At 46.6% G+C, this 20,855-nt stretch carries 20 protein-coding genes and 2 pseudogenes; 13 read left to right on the top strand and 9 right to left on the bottom strand.

Features of this window, described 5'->3' with window-relative positions; all coding sequences use genetic code 11:
• Positions 1–11 precede the first annotated feature (11 nt).
• From mutL to AC3FZD_RS11385, 5 genes are all read right to left on the bottom strand, one after another.
• Entirely contained in the window at positions 12–1,691 is a 1,680-nt protein-coding gene (gene mutL, locus AC3FZD_RS11405) for a DNA mismatch repair endonuclease MutL (protein WP_488740325.1), read from the bottom strand.
• Positions 1,692–1,785: 94 nt separating this feature from the next.
• Positions 1,786–2,175, bottom strand: coding sequence for a toxin-antitoxin system TumE family protein (locus tag AC3FZD_RS11400; protein WP_488740230.1), 390 nt, complete (start codon positions 2,173–2,175; stop codon positions 1,786–1,788).
• Positions 2,162–2,494, bottom strand: a complete 333-nt coding sequence (locus AC3FZD_RS11395; RefSeq protein WP_488740229.1) for a hypothetical protein — start codon at positions 2,492–2,494, stop codon at positions 2,162–2,164. The genes AC3FZD_RS11400 and AC3FZD_RS11395 overlap by 14 nt, the downstream gene beginning before the upstream one ends.
• A 337-nt stretch (positions 2,495–2,831) precedes the next feature.
• Positions 2,832–3,197, bottom strand: a complete 366-nt coding sequence (locus AC3FZD_RS11390; RefSeq protein WP_488740228.1) for a DUF5615 family PIN-like protein — start codon at positions 3,195–3,197, stop codon at positions 2,832–2,834.
• Positions 3,194–3,487: a DUF433 domain-containing protein gene (locus tag AC3FZD_RS11385; RefSeq protein ID WP_488740227.1), complete on the bottom strand. Its 294-nt coding sequence runs from the start codon at positions 3,485–3,487 to the stop codon at positions 3,194–3,196. Before AC3FZD_RS11385 ends, AC3FZD_RS11390 begins: the two co-directional genes overlap by 4 nt.
• Positions 3,488–3,839: 352 nt before the next feature.
• Here AC3FZD_RS11385 and AC3FZD_RS11380 point away from each other — a divergent pair, with 352 nt between their 5' ends.
• Both AC3FZD_RS11380 and AC3FZD_RS11375 read left to right on the top strand, forming a co-directional pair.
• Complete coding sequence (locus AC3FZD_RS11380) at positions 3,840–4,541, top strand: 4'-phosphopantetheinyl transferase family protein (protein ID WP_488740226.1); 702 nt, start codon at positions 3,840–3,842, stop codon at positions 4,539–4,541.
• Between the two features lie 105 nt (positions 4,542–4,646).
• Positions 4,647–5,465, top strand: coding sequence for an SDR family NAD(P)-dependent oxidoreductase (locus AC3FZD_RS11375; RefSeq protein ID WP_488740225.1), 819 nt, complete (start codon positions 4,647–4,649; stop codon positions 5,463–5,465).
• Positions 5,466–5,512: 47 nt separating this feature from the next.
• On the opposite strand, the gene AC3FZD_RS11370 is transcribed toward AC3FZD_RS11375, so the two are convergent.
• Positions 5,513–11,614: a translocation/assembly module TamB domain-containing protein gene (locus tag AC3FZD_RS11370; RefSeq protein ID WP_488740224.1), complete on the bottom strand. Its 6,102-nt coding sequence runs from the start codon at positions 11,612–11,614 to the stop codon at positions 5,513–5,515.
• Between the two features lie 178 nt (positions 11,615–11,792).
• Between AC3FZD_RS11370 and AC3FZD_RS11365 the strand changes: the two genes are divergently transcribed.
• Together AC3FZD_RS11365 and murQ are read left to right on the top strand one after the other, a co-directional pair.
• Positions 11,793–12,194: a DUF3110 domain-containing protein gene (locus AC3FZD_RS11365; RefSeq protein WP_488740223.1), complete on the top strand. Its 402-nt coding sequence runs from the start codon at positions 11,793–11,795 to the stop codon at positions 12,192–12,194.
• Positions 12,195–12,198: 4 nt separating this feature from the next.
• A complete protein-coding gene (murQ, locus tag AC3FZD_RS11360; protein WP_488740222.1) occupies positions 12,199–13,110 on the top strand; it encodes an N-acetylmuramic acid 6-phosphate etherase in 912 nt (303 codons plus the stop codon).
• A gap of 44 nt (positions 13,111–13,154) precedes the next feature.
• Here the strand turns inward: murQ and AC3FZD_RS11355 are convergent.
• Both AC3FZD_RS11355 and AC3FZD_RS11350 read right to left on the bottom strand, forming a co-directional pair.
• A pseudogene (locus AC3FZD_RS11355) lies at positions 13,155–13,319 on the bottom strand (DUF5615 family PIN-like protein); the annotation flags it as partial.
• Position 13,320: 1 nt separating this feature from the next.
• Positions 13,321–13,539 (bottom strand): DUF433 domain-containing protein, encoded by a 219-nt coding sequence (locus tag AC3FZD_RS11350; protein ID WP_283763545.1) that lies wholly within the window; start codon positions 13,537–13,539, stop codon positions 13,321–13,323.
• A 368-nt stretch (positions 13,540–13,907) separates the two neighbouring features.
• On the opposite strand from AC3FZD_RS11350, the gene AC3FZD_RS11345 reads away from it, so the two are divergent.
• The 9 genes and pseudogenes from AC3FZD_RS11345 to bioD all read left to right on the top strand — a co-directional run bounded on the left by AC3FZD_RS11345 (position 13,908) and on the right by bioD (position 19,526).
• On the top strand, positions 13,908–14,144 hold the full coding sequence (locus tag AC3FZD_RS11345) for an HNH endonuclease (protein ID WP_488740221.1): 237 nt from the start codon (positions 13,908–13,910) through the stop codon (positions 14,142–14,144).
• Positions 14,145–14,268: 124 nt separating this feature from the next.
• Positions 14,269–15,006, top strand: a complete 738-nt coding sequence (gene rnc / locus AC3FZD_RS11340; protein ID WP_488740324.1) for a ribonuclease III — start codon at positions 14,269–14,271, stop codon at positions 15,004–15,006.
• A 184-nt stretch (positions 15,007–15,190) separates the two neighbouring features.
• Entirely contained in the window at positions 15,191–15,553 is a 363-nt protein-coding gene (locus AC3FZD_RS11335; RefSeq protein WP_488740323.1) for a DUF433 domain-containing protein, read from the top strand.
• Between the two features lie 11 nt (positions 15,554–15,564).
• Positions 15,565–15,957, top strand: a complete 393-nt coding sequence (locus AC3FZD_RS11330; RefSeq protein WP_488740220.1) for a DUF5615 family PIN-like protein — start codon at positions 15,565–15,567, stop codon at positions 15,955–15,957.
• Between the two features lie 17 nt (positions 15,958–15,974).
• Positions 15,975–16,397, top strand: a complete 423-nt coding sequence (locus tag AC3FZD_RS11325; protein WP_488740219.1) for a hypothetical protein — start codon at positions 15,975–15,977, stop codon at positions 16,395–16,397.
• Positions 16,398–16,494: 97 nt separating this feature from the next.
• On the top strand, positions 16,495–17,985 hold the full coding sequence (locus AC3FZD_RS11320) for a site-2 protease family protein (RefSeq protein WP_488740322.1): 1,491 nt from the start codon (positions 16,495–16,497) through the stop codon (positions 17,983–17,985).
• Positions 17,986–18,057: 72 nt separating this feature from the next.
• The gene (locus AC3FZD_RS11315; RefSeq protein ID WP_488740218.1) at positions 18,058–18,411 is read left to right on the top strand and encodes a DUF433 domain-containing protein; all 354 of its coding nucleotides are present in this window, start codon (positions 18,058–18,060) and stop codon (positions 18,409–18,411) included.
• Positions 18,408–18,770 (top strand): annotated as a pseudogene (locus AC3FZD_RS11310) (DUF5615 family PIN-like protein). The gene AC3FZD_RS11315 and the pseudogene AC3FZD_RS11310 overlap by 4 nt, the downstream one beginning before the upstream one ends.
• A 45-nt stretch (positions 18,771–18,815) precedes the next feature.
• The gene (bioD, locus tag AC3FZD_RS11305; RefSeq protein ID WP_488740217.1) at positions 18,816–19,526 is read left to right on the top strand and encodes a dethiobiotin synthase; all 711 of its coding nucleotides are present in this window, start codon (positions 18,816–18,818) and stop codon (positions 19,524–19,526) included.
• Here bioD and AC3FZD_RS11300 read toward each other — a convergent pair.
• Positions 19,521–20,777: a metallophosphoesterase family protein gene (locus tag AC3FZD_RS11300; RefSeq protein ID WP_488740216.1), complete on the bottom strand. Its 1,257-nt coding sequence runs from the start codon at positions 20,775–20,777 to the stop codon at positions 19,521–19,523. The genes bioD and AC3FZD_RS11300 overlap by 6 nt on opposite strands.
• Positions 20,778–20,855: the final 78 nt, after the last annotated feature.

Below are 20,855 nucleotides of genomic sequence, written 5' to 3'. Positions count from 1 at the left end.
TCTGCTATTCCCTAACGCTCCTGAATACCATGACTTTTGCCAATCACCCAATGGCGGCGGAAAAATCGGGCGAGGGAAGTTTCCTCTAGAGAGAGGTATATAGGGCGACCATGGGGGCAGGTGTGGGGGTTGCGGGTTCTTTGCCACTGGTCTAGGATATCTTGCATTTCGGGTATGCTCAGGGGTGTACCGTTGCGGATGGCGCTGCGGCAAGCGGTGGCAACTTGAGCGGTTTCTAGGTCTCCTCCGGCGGCAAGTTCCCGCAGAGCTTCGGCACAGTCGTCTCGTTGTTGGAGCAGTTGGGGAGCGTTGCGGATGGCGTAGAGTCCTTCGCCAAAGGGGTCTATGTCTAAACCGATACGGATGAGTTGTTCGACTTCTTTGGGGGTGAGGTGGTTGAGGATGATAGGGGGGTCGAGGGGGGCGAGTTGCCAGCGATCGCACAATTGTTCGTATAAAATTCGCTCATGGGCGATGTGTTGCTCGACTAACCAGAGTCCCCCTGGATGCTCGGCAACGATATAGGTTTGGCGAATTTGAGCCACTGCCTTGAGTTCTAAGGCTGTGGGGGCGTTGGTTTTGGGTGCGACTTGATAGGAACTGGACTTTTCTGAGGCTTTGAGCAGTTGCCCGACTCGCTCTTGGTGGACGGCTTGAGGTAAAGTAATATCACTGAGTTTTAGAGCATCATAAATAGCTTGCTGTCCCGCATCTTGCAAAGATTTCAGGGGATGGAGATAGATTTGAGATTTAGCGGGATGACGGTTCCAGTCGATGCGCTCTGGGGAGAGGTGTAAATGGAGAAAGCAGACGGGGTAGCGTTTGTTGGGGACGGTGCGACTCATGGCGGTGATCGCTATATTTTCCAGTTCTGGACATTGCACTAAACGCCCATTAACAGCAATTTTAACCCAATCAGGTTTACCGCGATGACAGCGATCGGGTAAGCCTAAGACTAATTCTAAGGTATCTAATTCTGGATTAAGTCCTTCCTGCTCTAGGGTAACTTCCTGAAAGCAGAGATCATTCACCTTTACATCCCGCAATAGTTGGGGCAAAATCGATTGGGCATTCTTTCCTGGACTGATGGTAAACCAGGGGCGACTCTCTTGGCTGACTTTCCAGGCAATGTTGGGATGACAGAGGGCAATATTTTGAATCAGGGTTTGAATAGCTCGCAGTTGTTGGGGAGGAGAGGGAAACCCTTGACGACGCAATGACCAAGTTTCAAACAAATGGGAAACTTCTACAATTGTACCCGGGGCGATCGCCACCGCATCAATGATCTCCGGTTCTCCCAAAGCATTATACTGTACTCGCCATCCTTCCCCGGCACTGCCCCGACTCCAGATTTCCAGTTGGGAAAGTTGGGCTAAACTATGGAGCGCTTCCCCGCGAAAGCCTAAACTGGTAATGCGATCTAAGTCAGCGATAGCATGAATTTTACTGGTAGTATGCGATCGCGCCGCTTGAATTAAATCTTCTCGATTCATTCCTTGACCATTATCGGCTACTCTGACGCGCCAATGTTGCGGCCAAATTTCGATTTCCAGGCGCGTCGCCCCCGCATCGAGGGCATTTTCCACTAATTCTCGAACCACGGCGGCGATCGAGTCAATCACCTCAGCCGCAGCGATCCGATGTACCACATCTGGCGGTAAAGATTGGATAGTAGAGACAGGAGAATCGATAATGGATCGGGGAATCTAAACACCTTCCCTATTTTCGCATATGGCGCTACGGGCTGGAATGGCGGGTAATATCAAGTCCGTTGAATTAATTACATTAAGCGAAGTTATCAATCACCTCATCCACAATTTCATCAATCATGGGTAGTTGACTCTGGATAATCGTTCCATCTCTGGTATGCTTGTGTTCGTCAAACCCTAATGCAGGTTTATGTTGTGCATTGTCATATCTAAAAATTAAGCTGGCATCTTCAGACTGATACTGATAAGCATAGCTGACTCGCCTCAAGCCATGTTTGCTGGCAGAGCTGGTGACATACTCCCGGATATAGAGTTGTGATTTATCGATCAGGGTGACTTTGATGTTTAAAACAGCTTGTCCACCCGCTCTGACTTCTGAATTAAACGAGATCGCCTCTACCAACCCATAATCTTCTAGCCTTTGCAGCGCTCCCCTAACCGAATCAATATATTCATTCACTGACATATTCTAAACTCTTGAGACTCTTGATTTTTTCCTCCAGTTCTAAAAAAAACTGATATTCTCCCATCCACTCGACATATTCTAAGTCTCCACTTTCCATATCTTCTGCTGCGAGTGTATCCTGGAACTGGCTCGATCCGGTTCCTCCCTTGTTAAGGGGGGTTAGGGGGGATCGCTGTTGATATTTCTCTTCAAAATAATCCAGCCGCTTTCTGGCAAGTTTTTGGCTGTTTTCTAACCTGCATAGTTCGGCGGCGATCGCCTTTTTAACCAGTTCCGTCACTTCCTCTGGTTTGTCAGTTTTGAAAATAATTTCTGCCATCTTGTCACCTCTTCGTGCTTTCCTCTGCAATGACTTATTGTAATTGATTCAACGGACTTGATATGAGGCGATCATTTAATTCATGTAGGGGCGGGTTTTACCCAAATCTAGGACACCCACCAATCAATATTGTAAACCCGCCCCATCCCCGGCGATCGGCGATCGCTAATTTCGGTATAAACAGCCAAAGAAACCGGGTTTCTCAGAACTTTCCTGGTGGGATGCAAAATTGGGCAAGAAACCCGGTTTCTAGTTCTTGGTGGGGTGAGGGCAGGTTTCGCTGCGCGACATGAATACAAAGGTTATGGATGGGTGGAAATGGTTGGTTAACCCGCCCCTACAGCTCGCCCCAGGCACTCAAAAACTCCACCTCTCCTTGCATATTTTCTGCTGATTGGGTCAAAACTAGCCTCACCAGACGGCGTATTTGTTCTCCAACCGAATAATTTTGTTGTCCTAAAATAATTCCTGCATGAGATTGTCCCCGTTCTATCCATTCGGTATGCAACCGATAGAAATCTCGGACATTAAAACTATAAATTACCCGTTGGTTCTCTAACGCCCATTGCAATTGTTCCTCATCGCTCCAGGCTAAAGTTCCTGCCTCCGCAGCCGTCAGAACATCCACATTACGAAGGCGCAACCCTTCCCTCAAGGCCGAATCCATACTATCCTCATCCAGATAAAGACGAATCACACTCATGCTTTTCTCTGTTGATAGTGCCGTTCAGCCAACTGAGTATAGGCATCTTGTTCTGCCTGCAAATCCCCATCCATCGCTTCCCGATTGGCATGATAATAAGTCAGAGCGGCATACACTTGAGTCAACGTTAAATGATCCAATCGCCGCGCAATTTCCTCCGCTCCATATCCTTGATTGTACAGAGCCGCCACGCGACGCACCGAGGTTCCCGTCCCCGCAATAATCGGCCGCCCAGAACGCAGTTTAGGATCGGTAGTAATCAGCGTATCGATATTAATTGAACTAACCAATGGTCTTTCCTCCTGATTTAAAACCCTAATTAGAAATTGTTCGAGTCCAAGATGTAGGACTCATGAATGCCAACGATCCAGCTAAATCTGCCCTCCACCCTGATTGGGAAAACCTTATGTGCTAGAGTCTAGAGAAGAGATGTTGATAACACCCTACCGATCAATTCAATTATCCCGTAGGGGCAGGTTTCACCCAGGTTTTGGACACCCAACCCTCAACCCTGTAAACCTGCCCCCCCACCGTCGTGGAGCTAGAAGGTGGGTTTCTTGGAGAAACCCGGCTTCTCGGAAACTGGGGTACGATCGCACTAATAATGGGTAATGGACACCACTTGTACATTAATTCCTAGGCATGATCTTATCCGATCGCCACATTCAAATCTGGTGGGCTGACTTAAACCGGTTTATCCCCCAATTGGCAAAGTTTAGATCCTTTCTGTCTGCCGATGAAGAGGAACGAGCGCAGCGTTTCCACTTTGACGAGCATCGGCGGTACTTTATTCTGGCGCGAGGTGTGTTACGCTGTTTACTATCCCAGTATTTACCATGCCATCCCTCCGAAATTCAGTTTACCTATTCTCAGCGCGGTAAACCCGCCTTAGCTCTACCCCAATCTGACTTAAATTTTAATGTCTCTCACTCGAAAAACTATGCCCTGTATGGCTTTACTCTCAATGCTCCCCTTGGCGTAGATATCGAAGCAATTCGCCCCCTGACCGACTTAGACTCTTTAGCCAAAAGGTTCTTTTTACCCTCAGAATATCAGCGCATTCAACAAACCCCCATTGCCCAACAACCCTATACCTTTTTTCGCTATTGGACGTACAAAGAAGCCTACTTAAAAGCCATGGGGGAAGGATTAGCGGGACTCGAACAAGCTGAAATTCAATTAACTGAAACCGGGGCGAAAACAAGCAATGCAGCTTGGTCATTATATGCGTTAACCCCTCCCCCCGGTACAGTAGCGGCGGTAGCTGTTGAGGGACAAAACTGGCAAGTTGTCCAATTCCCCCATTCTCTAGGAGAGGCTGCGATCGCCGTCACCTCTTCGTGAGATGCATTTCACACTCAATTTGTCAAGCCGTTGAAACAATAAGATAGATAACGTCGTCATCCTGTGGCCGTTGTCAACCCTGTCGGATGAAAGGAGGTTCAATCCATGATCCAAGGACAAGTTGTACTCATAACTGGAGCATCACGAGGCATTGGGCGAGCGATCGCTTTAGAGCTTGCTGCCCAAGGAGTGAAACGTTTACTCCTGGTTGCCCGCGATTCTCAACGCCTGCAACAGATGGTTGAAATACTCCAACAGCAGTATCCCCAAGTGGAATCTGTGCCCTTAGCCGTTGATATGACGGATGGTCAAGCCTTAGATGGGGCGATCGCCAGAGCTTGGCGGGACTATGGCCCCATTGACCTTTTGATCAATAACGCTGGAGTCGCCCACCAAGGGGACTTTCTAGCCATCAACCCCCGTAAAATCGAAGAAGAAATCAATGTCAATCTCCTGGGAACCTTCCGCATTACCCGCTTAATTGCTAAACGCATGGTTTCCCGTTCCCAGGGGACAATTGTCAACGTATCGAGTCTCATGGGTAAAGTCGCCGCTCCCACCTACGCCACTTACTCCGCCACCAAATTTGCCCTCGTCGGCTTTACCCAAGCTCTCCGCCAAGAACTCGCCCCCAAAGGTGTGCGCGTTGTTGCCCTGCTGCCATCCCTCACTGACACTGACATGGTGCGGGATACGGAAAAATTCCGTTGGGTAGCCACCGATAGCGCCGAAATGGTTGCCAAATCCTTAGTCGCGGGTTTACGCGATCGAGACGATGAAATTGTCGTCGGATGGCAAGGAAAAGTCGCCTCCCTCATGGGGCGCTTCTTCCCGCAAATGATGCAAAAGGTCGTTGCCTTAGCTGCTCCAGATCGCAAGATCTTACCGTTGCGATCGCCTGATGAGAGCGATCGAGCCGCTTAATCATCAGAATAGGGAGATAGGGACAGGCTGTTCCTATCTCTCTCCAATTAAAACCGCTTGCGAAACTCAAACTGAAGCCGACTATCTGTCCGGCGTTGTCCCGACTCTTCGCCTCCTAAATCAGTCGCTGCACGCAACACTAAATCGTCACTCAAACGGTAGCGGAACCGGAGGCGCACCGGATCGCTGGCTGTTAAAGTTTTACCCAAAGAAGCAGAAAACTGATTTGTAATATCTAAAGTTGCCTCTCCTGCTAAACCAATCGCCCCTCGGCGCGATCGATCTTCCACCGGATACAGTCGCAACTCGGTCAACCCTAGAGCCTCTCCTAAAGTCGTTTGCAGATTAGATAAAACCGTTGATCCAGCAATATTCACAAGCGCTAATGTTGTATTCCCACCACCCCCAATAGTATTCAAGAAGCCACCCCCAATCAGGGCAATAATTTCTGAACGACTGCGTACCGGAGAGCTGGTTAACTCCAAGTTATTCTCTAACTGAGATGCGGGCCCAGTTACCGTTGCTTGAATGCGTACCGTTTCTGTCTCATTATTATCCAAAGGTGGAGTATCATCAATTTCATTTTGTCCCCAGAATACAACATCCGGTTGCCGACTGCCTTTAACCTCAGAAATAGAGGCTTCTAGATGTAAATTCAGATCGGGATCTAAACCTTGATTGGGAATAAACCTTGCTCTATTCTCCTGTTCGCGATCTACACGGAACTGGGTAGAAATAATATTAATAAATCCCCGGTTAATATCGATCTCACCATCGGCACGGATATCATCGACTGGGCCATTAATCGTTAGGGTTCCTTCACCGCGAATATCAACAAAACCGGGTTGTAAAATGGCAATCCCATCGGTTAAATCAATATTAAAGCCATTAAAGACCGGAACCAATGGATTAGAAGAAGGAACCGCATCTGCTTGATCAGTTTTTTGTAGCTTCGTGGCTTCTGCGGGAAAGATCTTACCTTCAGTGAGGACAATATTGCCTTTAAGTACCGGTTCTAAGGCTGCTCCAGCAATTTCAATATTGCCATTTACGCCTCCATTGTAGATATCTTGGAAGTTAAAATCAATTTCTTCCAACTGAATTTTCAGGGGCAGTGCTGCCTCTTCTTCAGATAAAGGTAAGTCTGGATCGGCAAGGGGAATTAAGCCAGATACTTGCACTTTTCCTCGGCTAAAATCTCCAGTGAGGTTCTCTATATAGACCTTTTCACCGTTAAACTTAACTACACCATTGACATTACTCAAAGGTTCTGAAAGGGTTTGAGATTTTAGGGTGGCATCAGCAATGGTTACTTCTCCAACAGCCATGGGATTATCCACAGTTCCAGAAACTTTGATATTAACGTTTCCTGTACCTGCTACCCAATTAACTTGTTGACGAGTGAGAACATTTAAGATCCCCAAACCTTCATTTTCTAGGTTTAAATCTAACTGAATATCTTGGGAAGCGGGAGAGACTGAACCAAAGGGTAGGGGGCTAGGAATACTACCGGTTAGCGTTACGGGAGAATCTCCTGTTACTAAGAGCTTGCCACCAAATCGTAAGCGTCCATCAGATAGGGAAAAGTTACCGGTGGCTTCTTGAATCGGCTCTTCATTTAATGTACCCTCTGATAAGCCTAATTGGCCAATGACTTTAGGATTTTGTAGGCTTCCTCCTAAAAGAGTAGCTGTGGTATTAACTTTCCCAGTTAAATCGACGGGTAAATCGGGGATAAATTGCTGAATTAGGTCTACGGGAACATTTTCAACTTTGAGCTGACCGGATTGCTGTTCGCCTCCTACTTGTCCGGAAAAGGTGATTAATCCTTCGCTGGACTCAATGCGAACGGGGAGTAAGGTGAGAACATTATCTTTGAGATTTCCTTTAACAATAATGGGGTTAAAACTATATTTACCCCAGACCCAGTTTTCACCTAGTAAATCGATGTTGGCTGAGAGTCCTTGTTTGAGAGAACCGGAGACTTTAATATTGCCATCAAATGCCCCTTGCAATTGGGCGAGAGCAGGGATAGGGAAGCGATCGCGCTCTTGTTGTCGTAAATCCTGTAATTTCAGGATTTCGGAGAAGCGACGCAACTGCTCTTCTAGGGTTCTCTCACTTTCATCAAAGGTCAAAGTGCCTAAATTTGCGGCTGTTCCTGTGGCAGGTGCAAAGCCTTGGGCAATATCTTCTAGGTCAAAAATCTGCAAGACTTGCAGGACATCTTGTACGCTTCCTTGGGCAATTTTAATATCGGCTTCAAATTGGGGATCGCTTAGATCGGTGAGATTTACGGCTCCTTGCAGATTATATTCACTCTCACCAATTTTTAGCTGAGTATCGGTTAATTGTCCTTGACCTCCAGCATAGTTTAATTTAGCGGTGAGTAACTCGCCCTTAACTGTGCCAATAGAGGGTTTATCGATTTGAATTTCTCCTTGGGCAATAATAGCCATGGGATTGAAGATTTTGGGAAAACTGAGGTTAAAGTTACCCGAAGCTTTACCGGAAATTGGCCCTAAAGGATTGGCTGTAGGAATCAGATTGACCAAATCTAGGGGAAACTGGGCGATATCGACCTTGAAGTTGGTTAAATCTGAGCCTTCAGAAGCTGGGGTTCGTTGTCCGGTGGCGATCGCCTCCCCGATCTTAAAGGTAAAGGATTCGGGTATAAATGTAGGCCCGATCGCCAGGGAAATTTCGTCTGATTCTCCTTTGAGGGCGATCGTTGCTCCCTGACTCGGTGTAAACTGGATCGGCCCCTCAATCACCGGATCGAAGGCAATTTGATTGACGACCATATTCCGCAAGCGCATTTTACCTTCTAGATTCGGCTGTAAGCCTGTGCCTGCAATTCTGCCCGCAAAATCGACTCGGCCTTGCACCGCCACAGTATCCGGCAGGGTAAAGGGCAGGGTAGCTAAATTGAAATCCGCAACTTCGGCATTGAAATTATACCGAGAAGCCATTAAATTCTGGAAATTGGGGACAATTTGACCCACGACTTGCAGACCAGACGCTCTGGGGGCCAAAGTTGTAGGGGCGGGTTCACCGATATTTTCGCCTCCCAACGGAGATCTGGGTAAACCCGCCCCTACGGGTGGCTGGGAAGAAGAGGAAGGTACAACCACCGAACCTGCCCCAGCAACAATATCCAAAGAGCGGCCATTCCAGATCATTTGAGACCTAAACGGCCCTTGCTCTAAGATGGGTAACTTGGAGAGGAAAACCTCAGCTTTTGCTTGTATAGCAGTGGGATCGAAATTATCCAACCGTCCACCCGCTACCATTTGCCCTGCCCCCGTCAGCCGTTGAAACTCAGGAGGTAACGCTAAACCCAATTGGTCTAACTGTACCTGTTCGGCATTCATTCTGGCTTGCCATTGTCCTTGCTGGGCGATCGCCTCTACATTAAGGACACTATCCCCCACATTCACCAAGCCTTGGCCTTGGGCAAAAATGCTATTGGGCGAAACATTATCTAATCGACCTTGGGCATTCACCACCCCACTAAAGGGTAAAGGTTGCATACCTGCTGGGACTTGGGGCGATAACTGGTCAACCTGAACCTGATTGGCTCGGAGGGAGGCTTTCCATTCCCCATTGAGGGCTTGTGCGATGACATTGACTCGACCACCCGCAAGATCTAAATCGGCTTTTGCTTCGGCGATCAGTACATCGGGTGAAAAATTATTTACCGGCCCTTTTAAGTTCACCGTTGCAGTTAGGGGGGTTTGCAGAATCGTTTGTTCCTTAGCGGCTAACTGTAACTGGGGAGACAAGCGCGAGGCTTGCACTTGGTTAATGTCTAGGGCGGCTTCCCATTGTCCACCTTCTAATCTACCTCCGCCTCTAATGATACCTCCAGCTAAATTCAGAGTCCCTTGCAATCGTGCTTGAAATGCAGAAAGATTCAAGTTGTCGGCTGGGCCAGCCATTTCCACGACTCCGGTAAAGGGTGCAGCTTCAGCAAAGGGCAGTTGAAATTGCTGGGGGGGTACAAATTGTTCTAATTCAGTGCGAAATTGCCCCAATTGCACATTATTCGCTTGCACTAAGCTGGCAATTTGGTTATTCTGCAAACGTCCAGAAACATTGATTTGTCCTCCGGCTACATCTAACTGCCCTTCGGCGATCGCCTGGACTCGATCGAAACTATAGTTTTCTAAAGGGACAATCATTCGCCCACCTCCGCTAAAGGGAGCTGCGAGTTGTGGCGGAACCAAGGGAGAAAGGCTTGCCAGTTGGATGTTTTGGGCCCTAATTTCGGTTTGCAGTTCTAAGGGGATTTTCGGTGTAGGGGCGGGTTCGCCCAATTTTTGGTTTTCTGTAGGGGCGGGTTCACCCGTCATTTCGTCTTCCAAGCCAGATGTTGCTGAACCCGCCCTTACACCCGCCCCTACGGTCTGGGTTCCGGTATTGAAACCGACTAAACGGGCTGCGGCTTGCACTTGGCCGCCAGCGAGATCGGTTTGGGCGATCGCCTGTAAATCATTGAGGGGCCCCATGACGCGCATTTTAGGCGACACTGTACCCAGAGTAATATTACTCGGCACTTGGTAGAGTTGGGCGATCGCATCTATGGGGACATTTTGCCCTTGAGCTTCAAAGACTAAAAAGGGTTGTGCTGTGGCTGGATCAGCCTTTTCTGGGGGTGCAGCTCCCGGTAATTCCGGCCCCATCATCTCTTTCGGTTCACCCACGGGTAATTGCAACTCTCCCTGTCCCAGAATTTCACCCCCCAGGGTAGGAAGCAATTTCAAGCCTTGAACGGCGATCGTAGAATTGGCATAAGCAAATTGGGTGCTAATTTTCGCAAATTCCAGGCGATCGATTTGCGTCGGTTGTGTCGTTTCTAACAATCCCACCAGCAACAGTTGCTCAAACGGCCCTTGCAACTTCGCCTTAACTTGGAATTCTCCGGTTGCTTGTACCGGCAATTGAGTCTTGATTGTTTTCTCTAAGGTTTCAAACGTTACCGGCGCTAAAGAAGCCACTACCTCAATTCCTTGTTGCAGATGAATTCCCCCTTCGAGGGTGATAGGAATAGTATCTGCATAGAGAATCGATCCCTCTTCTACTAACACCAGTTGATCTTGGAATTGCAGAGTAGCTTTCCCTTGGGAAAGATATAGGGGAACTTGAGTAATATCAAATTGACGAGTTTCTGTGCTTTCTGTCGGCGGTTGTGGCGGTTTCTTCTCTTCTGGCTGAGGCTCTGGTAAAGTATACTCTCCAGCCATCTCGCTCACCAATAGCGTTCCATTGAGCAAAGATGCTTTAATATCTTGTAGATTAATCCGTCCGTTGAGATTCCCATTTACTTTACCCCCCCTTAACGCCACCTCTGGGGGTAAATTGGGCACTAAGTTAGTCAGGGGAATCAGGTCTAAATTTTGCGATCGCACCTGTACTCTCACCTGTTGTTCCCGGTTCAAAAATTCTCCCTTTGCTTGCACCTCTCCTGAACTCCGATCTTGAGCCACCGTAGCATCAAAGCGAATCCGATTATACTCATCAAAAAACTCGGCACTGGCACGAATGGGGTTAAAGGTAACGCTATGTTGAACACTTGCCCCTTCTCCTTTCCAGGGAACCAAGACCACCGTAGCATCTTGCACCCCAGCCTTAATCACATTAATCTTAAATTGCCCCTCTTTTGGCTCTTCCTGGGTAATCTCCAGATTCAGCCATTGACTTTCTTTATCCTGCTCTAAATAAACTTGGGGATTAATTAAGGTCAGATCCAGATTAATCTCATTGTCAATCACATCAATGGGATTAAACTTAACCTCTACTGCTTCTACCGTAGCACGATCGCGATCGGTTGCCGTTGCAGGCAGTCCAGAACGGCCAAAGCGGATACTATTAAACGAAACCCTCTCTACCGGGCCAATTTCCAGAGGACGGTTGAGGGTTTTAGTCAAAGCTTGAGCCACCATAGGGCCAAGTCCCCGATTCACCCAATACCAGCCATAGCCTGCTCCAGCCACCAGCAAGAGCGCCACACTTCCTAAGCCAAACCCAATCCAGCGTCCCCATTTTCTAGGCTCTTCTTCGTCTTCCCATTGCTCATCTTGATCTTCAGTATCCATGGCTTCTAGATCAGATTCTGGCAGTTGATTGGGATCGTTATTGCTCGTCATATCCTCACACCGTTCTGAATACTCACACCTTGTCTTGATGATGCCATAGTTGTTCAGGGAATAGGCAATAGGAGATCTTTGTGTTCCCCGATTCCCCGATTCCCCTATCCCCCGATTCCCTAACTGCTATAAGATAAGGGAAAATATCGAATTTGGGAGCGTTCACTTTTAGTAGCTTATGCGAGTTTATGTCCTGTTGTTTAATGTCGGTACGGAAAATGAGGGGATTCACACCATTAGGGTTCCCCACCCCGATCCCAGACAAGTACGAAATAAGGTTTTAATCTTTGAAGTGGAGGATGATGCCACTCGATTTGCGTTGCAGTTGGAGGCTCAGGATTTTCCGGCTCCTACGGTAGAGGCGATTGATGAGGAGGAGATTAAGGCCTTTTGTGCAGAGGCGGATTTAGATTTCGAGTGGGTGAGCGAGGGTAAGCTGGTGATTCCGCCAGATAGTAATGTGGATTCTTTGGATTGGAGTGAGGAGGAGTCTGATGTACCGAGTGCCCAGGAGTCGGACTCGGATATGAGTTCTGAGGAACTTGAACGCATTCGCAAAAGTTTGGAAGGATTGTTATAAGGGTATGGAAAATCGCGGTCATCTGTTAACGGAGCAAATTAATCCTCAAAGTTTGACGTTAGACGAACTGGGGACGCTGGAGTTGGTGGAGTTGTTTAATCGGGAGGATGCCCAAACGGTGGCTGCTTGTTCCGAGGCGAAGGTGCAGTTGGCGGAAGCGATTGATCGCACGGCGTTAGCGCTTCGGAATGGGGGACGGTTGTTTTATGTGGGGGCAGGAACGAGCGGCCGCTTAGGGGTGCTGGATGCGGCGGAATGTCCGCCTACGTTCTGTTCTGACCCAGAGATGGTACAGGGGATTTTGGCAGGGGGTGAGGGGGCGCTGGTACGCAGTTCTGAGGGCTTAGAGGATAGGTTTGAGGATGGGATGCAGGTGATTGAGCAGTATCAGATCGGCTCGAAGGATGTGGTGGTGGGGATTACGGCTGGAGGGACAACGCCTTATGTTCAGGGGGCGTTGCAGGGGGCTAAAGAGCGGGGGGCAACGACGATTTTTATGGCTTGTGTGCCGGTGGAGCAGGTTTCGGTGGCGGTGGATGTGGATATTCGCTTGTTGGTGGGGCCGGAGGTTTTGGCGGGTTCAACGCGCCTGAAGGCGGGAACGGCTACGAAGATGGCGCTGAATATTTTGTCTACTGGGGTGATGGTGAGGTTGGGTAAGGTGTATGGTAACCGGATGGTGGATGTGGCGGTGACGAATAGGAAGTTACGCGATCGCGCTTTACGCATTTTAGAGGATTTAACAGATTTGGGGCGATCGCAATGCGAGCAACTTTTAGATGAGAGCGGACAACGGGTGAAGGTGGCTTTACTGATGGCTTGGACAAGTGTGGATGCTGAAATGGCTCAAGAGTATCTGGATCGAAACCAAGGAAATCTGCGATCGGCTTTGGCAACATTTTCTACCCGCGAGTAGGGTTCAAGTTTAGCCTAGAAAAAGACTTAATATTGATTCCATTAATTGCAATCCACTGTAAGAAAAACATCAAACTCTGTTTCCGCAAGGGAAAGGAGCTGACCATTTTTGATTCCAGACCATCCCATCTGAGGGACAGTGACGATCTCGTGACTCACAAACTCTCGCGCCAGTTTACGATCGATACATTCGTCTAACAGAATTCTCATCTTAGGCAACCTGACCAAAAATGTGTTTTCCCGCTTCTTCAAGAACCTGAATCACTTGCTCTTTAGTCACTGTGGGAAATCCATCTAAAAAGTCATTAATGGATTCACCCGCTTTGAGATAATCCCAAAGCGTTTGCACCGGAACCCTAGTGCCTGCAAACACTGGCGTTCCACTCATGATATCAGGGGATATAGTAATCAGTGAGCTATCTTTAAGCATTAGTCTGGCATCTCCCATAGTCTAAACTCTGTTATTTTATCAATGTATACCTGAGAATCTTGACATTAAAGATTATTTTGTGCCATAATCCAGGTCAAGAATATCCATAAGTGTTCGTCTCATGGATACTACCTCCGATTCTCAGGTTAGTGCAAGTCCAGGATTCTGGCCTAGCATGGATCTGAATCAGGAATGAGTCCTTCAGATAACTGGTAGTTCAGCAGACTGGATCTGCACTGGTTTGAGGGTTGAAGGTAGTAAGTTTGAGACGTTTACTAAGGTGTCATAGAAAAACTGTCGCTTATTTACTTAAGCGCGTCTTTTTGTTGCACGCGATATTCCAATTGTAGTTATTGGAATAATCAACTATGAATTCCAAACAAAAACACAATAAAATTGCCAAACTTACTGAACTGTTTGGCAACGAGTGTTATTGGTGTGGACGCATTTTATCCCCCCAAGAAATCACCCTCGATCACCTTATTCCTAGAAGTAAAGGAGGTTCTAACTCTTCAGAAAATCTGCGTATTTCCTGTTTTTCCTGCAATAATAAACGAGGAAACAGCCTTTTTCCTCCCTCATCTTTTAGGAAAAAAGTGAAGTAGTCTTGTTGTAGGGGCAGGTTTGAAACCTGCCCCTACAAATTGAATTGAATATACAGTATAATAAAGGATGGCAATAAATCATCAAAAAATCATATCTATGACCTTTGATATAGACCATCAAGAGATGAATTCAAAACAAAAAAAAAAGCAAAAATCACGAGAAGAATATGGTAGTCACTTCCACAAACTGTTGATGTTTAAGGATGAAAAACTTCTCCATCGTGCCTTAACCCATCGTTCTTATGTGAATGAAAATCCTGGAACCATAGGACACAATGAACGTTTAGAATTTCTCGGTGATGCGATTTTGACCTTTATCAGTGGTCAATATCTCTATCAGCGCTATCCGGAAATGGGAGAAGATGAAATGACTAGACGGCGCTCTGCTTTAGTGGATCAAAAACAATTGGCTAGATTTGCAGTTGAAGTGGGTATAGATTTAAGAATGCGTCTAAGTCAAGGGTTAATCAAAGAAGGGGGATATCAAAATCAGAATTTACTCAGTAGTACCTTTGAAGCTATTGTTGGGGCTTACTATTTAGATTGCGATCAAAATATGGAAAAAGTTCGTCCTGTAATAGAAGAACTGTTTGATTCCGTGCCTCAAGAGCAAATGATTGCTCGTTCCAACATTGACTCAAAAAATCGATTACAGGAATTACTCCAATCGAGAGGAGCTAAAAATCCTCCCAAATATGTGACTGAAAAAATCGGAGGTCTGGATCATGCTCCAGAATTTATGTCTACAGTTTTTATTAGTGACGAAGAATGGGTTACAGGAAAAGGAAGGAGTAAAAAAGATGCAGAGAAGGAAGCGGCGACTTATGCTCTAAGTAAGTTGAAGGAAAAGGGAATTATCTAATCAAATTTTTATCTCAGGCAACCTGAAAAACGAGTTTAAGGTTGCCCTCATCCCCCAGCCCCTTCTCCCACGGGAGAAGGGGAGAAAAGTCCCTCTCCCGTGGGAGAGGGATTTAGGGAGAGGGCATTGAGGGTGAGGGCTATAAGGCTTATAATTTTCACTACCATCTATTTTAAGGCTCATGATTACTCAAACTTCAGAACAACAAGGAATGATTATTCGCACAGAGCGTGGATTAACCCTTAAAGGCAGCCGCATTACACTGTATGATATTTTGGATTTTCTAAAGCTAGAGTATCCACCGAAATTAATCCGCGATAAGTTTAACCTGAGTCAGGAACAAATCGATGGTGCTTTATCTTATCTGGAATGTTATCGCGATGAAGTCGAAGCCGAGTATCAGGAAGTGCTGAAAACTAGAGAAGAAATTCGTCAATACTGGGAAGAGAGAAATCGAGAGTATTTTGCGCGAATATCTGCCCATTCTCGCGCACCTGGTAAGGAACATTTATGGAAAAAACTTGAGGAGCAAAAAGCCAAACATTAATCTAAAAAATAATGAAATTTTTGGTCGATTACAATTTGGATGGCTATGCTGTGATTTTCCTGGGAGTTTTGACCAAACAGGGTTGGCTCGATTTGCTCGCTATCGATTTCGTGACGCTTAAAGAAGTGGGCTTATTTATGGATACCAGCGATCGTCAAATATGGAATTATGCCCAAGCGAATGAAATGATTATCCTTACAGCAAATCGCAATATGAAAGGAACAGATTCCTTAGAGCAGGTTATGCGTGAAGACAATACCAGTACATCATTACCTGTAGTGACCATTGGGGATCTAGAACGCCTTGATGAATTTTCCTATCGAGAGCAGTGTATCGATCGTCTGCTTGAAATCGTTCTGGATATTGAAAACTATAGGGGAGTAGGTCGCCTGTTTATTCCCTAAATCATTAAAACATCACCATGACCATCACTCATCATACGATTTGGAATAGCTTCTCCCAACTTCTAGATGAAATTGAACCGTGCAGAATTGCTAAACAGCATCTAGAATCCTGTAACTATAATATCCAAGGTTATTGGGATAGTGAAAATCGATTTTACGAGCAGGTGAAATTGCTTGAATCACCAACAATTACTCTGGTGAATAGTGCTATTGGTATTAACCAAGTCAACGAGAAGGCTTGTCCGTGGATTAAGCTAGAATTTCTACTGACCCCATATAATAATTCAGAAGATGAAGAAATTGGCGAACTGATTCTTGTTTTAGATGCTCGGTTGAATATTATCGATGAAAATTGGTGTCTCGATCTCGATTCTCCTGTTGTTGCTATTTCTGAGAATGCTGAGTGCGATCGCCAAATAGAACCGATCCTGTTAACATAATGTTAAAAGCCCCCTCCACTGGTATAATTACCTTCAGCTATGCCTTGGCTTTCTGGGCCAAGGTATGGCATTCTGTTTCACCTGCAATTCCTCTATGATGTCTGCCATATCCAACAATTCCCTCACATTCTTGATCTTACTGGTTGCCCTGGGCATCTTGTTTTGGGGATTTCAACGCGCTCGGCCCTATGGTAAGTTAGGAATCCTGGCTTGGTTGCAGTCCGTGGTGCTGATGGTTCCCTGGTTATTGTTTTTTGGGCTGTTTTCTCTGGGAATTTATCTCAACCTGGCGGGAATTTTGTTTTTACTACTAGGCTCAACGGGGATTTATATTTTCTTGGGTAGGCAGTTGCGAGTATCGGGACAAGATGAGCTGTTGCGTCAACAGGTGGCTGAACGGTTGAAACAACGGGAAGAACAAGACCAAGCGTTTGCTGCTCAGATGGGGGAAACGCCTTCATTCGTTGCTTCAGAGCCGATGGGTATCCCCGCAGAGGAGTTGAACAAGATTAAGGAAATTTTTGGCATCGATACTTATTTTTTGACGGAAACCTTGCCGTATCAGGAAGGGGCGATTTTTAAGGGCAATTTACGGGGTGACCCGGATAAGTCCTATGAGAAGCTTTCGGAGCGGTTAAAGGAGCGCGTGGGCGATCGCTATCGGTTATTCTTGGTGATGGGGCCGGATAATAAGCCTGTGGCGATCGCACTCCCCCAAAGCCAAGACCCTAAACCCCTCAACCTGGGACAAAAGGCTTTAGCGGCAGGTTTAGGCCTTGCCACCCTTGCCACCAGTTTAGAAGCGGGGGGCATTTTTCAAGGCTTTGACTGGTTCAGCGAATGGTCAAGATGGCCGGAAGCAATGCCGATCGCCATTGGTCTGTGGGTGATATTATTAGCCCATGAGTTGGGCCATTGGTGGATGGCGCAAAAATACCAAATTCGCCTCAGTTTTCCCTTTTTCCTCCCCACTTGGCAAGTGGGATCATTTGGCGCTATTACCCGCTTTGAGTCCATTTTACCCAACCGTAGCGTCCTGTTTGATATTGCCTTTGCCGGGCCAGCAGCAGGGGGTTTATTATCCCTATTTCTGTTAATTTTGGGTTTATCCTTATCCCATCCCGGCAGTCTCTTTCAAATTCCTTCCCAATTTTTCCAAGGCTCAGTTTTAGTGGGAACCTTAGCACGGGCAGTTTTAGGGGATGTGTTGCAAAATTCCCTGGTAGATGTGCATCCCTTAACCCTGATGGGATGGCTAGGTTTAGTTCTCAGTGCCATTAACCTCATGCCTGCGGGACAATTGGATGGGGGGCGCATGGTACAAGCGATTTACGGACGCAAAATAGCGGGAATTACTACAGTCGCGACCCTAATTGTGTTAGGATTTGCATCATTTGTGACTCCCTTAGCCTTGTATTGGGCGATCGTCATTTTAGTCCTGCAACGGGATCTAGAGCGACCCAGTTCCAATGAAATTACAGAACCCAATGATGCTCGCGCAGCTTTAGCTCTGTTAGCCCTATTTTTAATGATTGCCACCCTCATGCCTTTAACTCCTAGTTTAGCCGGGCGCTTGGGAATTGGGTGATGGAGATGGGGGGATTTAATCATAGGATTAAAAGTTGATTATGCTAAAAACACTGAAACGGCTTGATTGACTATGCAAATTCGGGACTACTTCAATTTTCTTGCCCCTGATGATATCCGCATCAAGGGCAGTCGCATCGGTATCGAAAGCGTTCTTTACGAGTATATTTACCGCGCCAAAACTGCCGAAGAAATTGCCAAACAATTTGAAACGATTACCCTAGAAGAGGTTTATGCCACCATTCTTTACTATCTTCACCAGAAAGAAGAAGTAAGTGCTTATTTGGCTGATTGGTTAGAGTTTTGTCGTCAACAACGAGAAGAACAACAACAAAATCCTTCTCCTGCAAGACAGAGATTCCGCCAATCGAAAGCAGAAGCAGAAATTCAGAAAAAGTCTTCTGAATCGCTGAAGGCTCTACCATGATTCAATATTTGTTAGATGAACATATTGCTTCGCTTTACCGGGTACAACTGATGCGTCAAGCTCCCTATCTGGTTGTGAGAATGATCGGCGATCCAGATGCTCCTCCTAAAGGAACTCTCGATCCTGAGATTTTAATCTGATGCGAGATCTATAATTTTATCTTGGTGACCAACAATCGGAAATCGATGCCCAAACACTTAGCCGATCATCTGGCAGAAGGACACCACATACCAGGCATTTTTGTGATCGATCCATCTAAGAATATTGGGGGAACACTCACCGAGTTAATTATGATTGCAGGAGCTTCCTTTTCTGGAGAATACCAAGACCGAATTGAATACTTGCCGTTGAGTGAATGATAAGACCGAGTGAGGAATAAACCTAACTTCTAACTAACCTAACTGATGAAAAGTCTACTAATCGCAGGAACAGATACGGATACGGGCAAAAGTGTGTTAACGACAGCCCTGATCGCCTATTGGCAAACCTATTATCCAGAGCGCTCTTTTGGGGTGATGAAACCGATTCAATCTGGGGTGGGAGATCTGGAACTTTACCTGGATTTATTCACCCTCGATCAGTCTCCAGAATCGATTACTCCCCTCTATCTGCAAACCCCTGTAGCCCCTCCGATCGCCGCAGAAGTGGAGAATAGAATCATTGACCTTGCCCCTATATGGCAGGCGTTTACCAGGCTTCAGGAGAGCAAAGAGTGGGCGATCGTGGAAGGTTTGGGGGGTCTGGGTTCCCCGATTACCCATGAGTTGGTGATCGCCGACTTAGCTAGGGACTGGAAACTACCGACGGTGTTGGTGGTTCCGGTAAAATTGGGGGCGATCGCCCAAACCGTCGCTAATGTAGCTCTCGCTCGTCAATATCGCGTCCCCCTGATCGGACTGGTACTCAACTGCACCCATCCCTGCACCCCCACCGAACAGGAACACTGGGCCCCCATTCACCTGATTGAATCCCTAACGCAAATGCCAATTTTGGGCACGATTCCCTATTTAGAAAATCCCAGAGATCTGAAACAACTTACCCAAGCAGCAGCCAATCTTGACCTAGAGCGACTTTTTAATCCTTTAAAAATTACAGGGTCTATAGCCCCTTTATGAGGGGTCTTGTTCGGTTAATAATTGCTCGACAAAGCGATACAAAACAGAGGGATGTTCGCTCTCTAAAACCTGTTGTTTTAGCACTCTTAATCCTTTCGCCAAGGGTTCCGCTTGATGCTGATAATTGGTATTTGCGCTCAGTAAATCTGCAAAAACCTGTTGTTCAATCTCTTCTCGTTTGGGGGGTTCTCCCCCTTTGGGAAAGGGACTTTCATATTCAGTTCCAGTTACGTCATATTTGAGTAAAAAAATCAGGGACTGACTGGTTTCATGTAATTTTTGCCGTAGTTTGCGGACATTGATATCTAAGCGATTAAATCCTAATTGTCCCTCAATTCGCAGTTCAACGATCGCCCCCTTCATCTTGTCTATTTCCTTACTCACCTTCTCCACTGCCGCTTCTTCAACTTCCGCTTGGGTTTGTTGCTTATTCACCGTCAGCTTAAGTCGCACAATCGGCCGCTGATAATAGTCTCGCTTTAATTCCGCCTGTATTTTACCCTCTTCAAGAGAAACTAAATATACCCCTCTCGGATTTTGATCTTGCCCTTCAGCAATACTATTGGCTTCCGTAGAGCCAGGATTAAAAATCCATCCTTCGGCCGTATACTGTTTATGAATATGGCCCAAGGCTAGATAATCAATTCCTGCATCCTTGAGCGGTTTTAACTCCTCATATTTGAGTGCCCCCGAATAGCGAGCAATCTGCCCTTCTAAACCATGGTGAAATAACATGATCTGATAAGTGGGGGGAGTGGGCAAATTTTGAATCGATTCTGCCAACTGAGCGATCGCTTTCGGAGCAGAAGCGCCATACCAGCGAGATCCAATCACTCTCACATCACAAGGCAGATCGATATAACCTCCGCAGCGAGTTTCTGGACTCCACCGATCGTAGCCTTGCTCGGCATTGGGTTCAAGCAAAATTAGCAACCCACTATCAGCAAGATAGCGCAACCAACTGGTTCTGGTTCCATAGGGGAGATTATCATGATTGCCTTCGATCGCCAACACCGGAATCTTTGCGCTAGAGAGCAATTCTAAACCAATCTGGGCCTGGTTCAGAGTTGCTGGTAAAATCTGGCGATGCTCGAATAAGTCTCCAGCAATGATCACAAAATCGACCTTTTCGGCGATCGCGTATTTCTCCAGAGCATCCTGAAAGGCAAAAAAGAAATCCTTCGTCCGCTCTGCATTCTCGTAGCGATCGAATCCCAAGTGAACATCGGACAGGTGTAAAAATCGAGCCATACTTAAGGGTAAGAACTAAAAGCAGCCTCTGCAAGATTCGACAAGCATTGATGCTTGATCAGAGATGATGAATAATAG

This window comes from Roseofilum sp. KMC-1, assembly GCF_057802075.1.
This window is presented reverse-complemented; position numbering and strand designations above follow the sequence as displayed.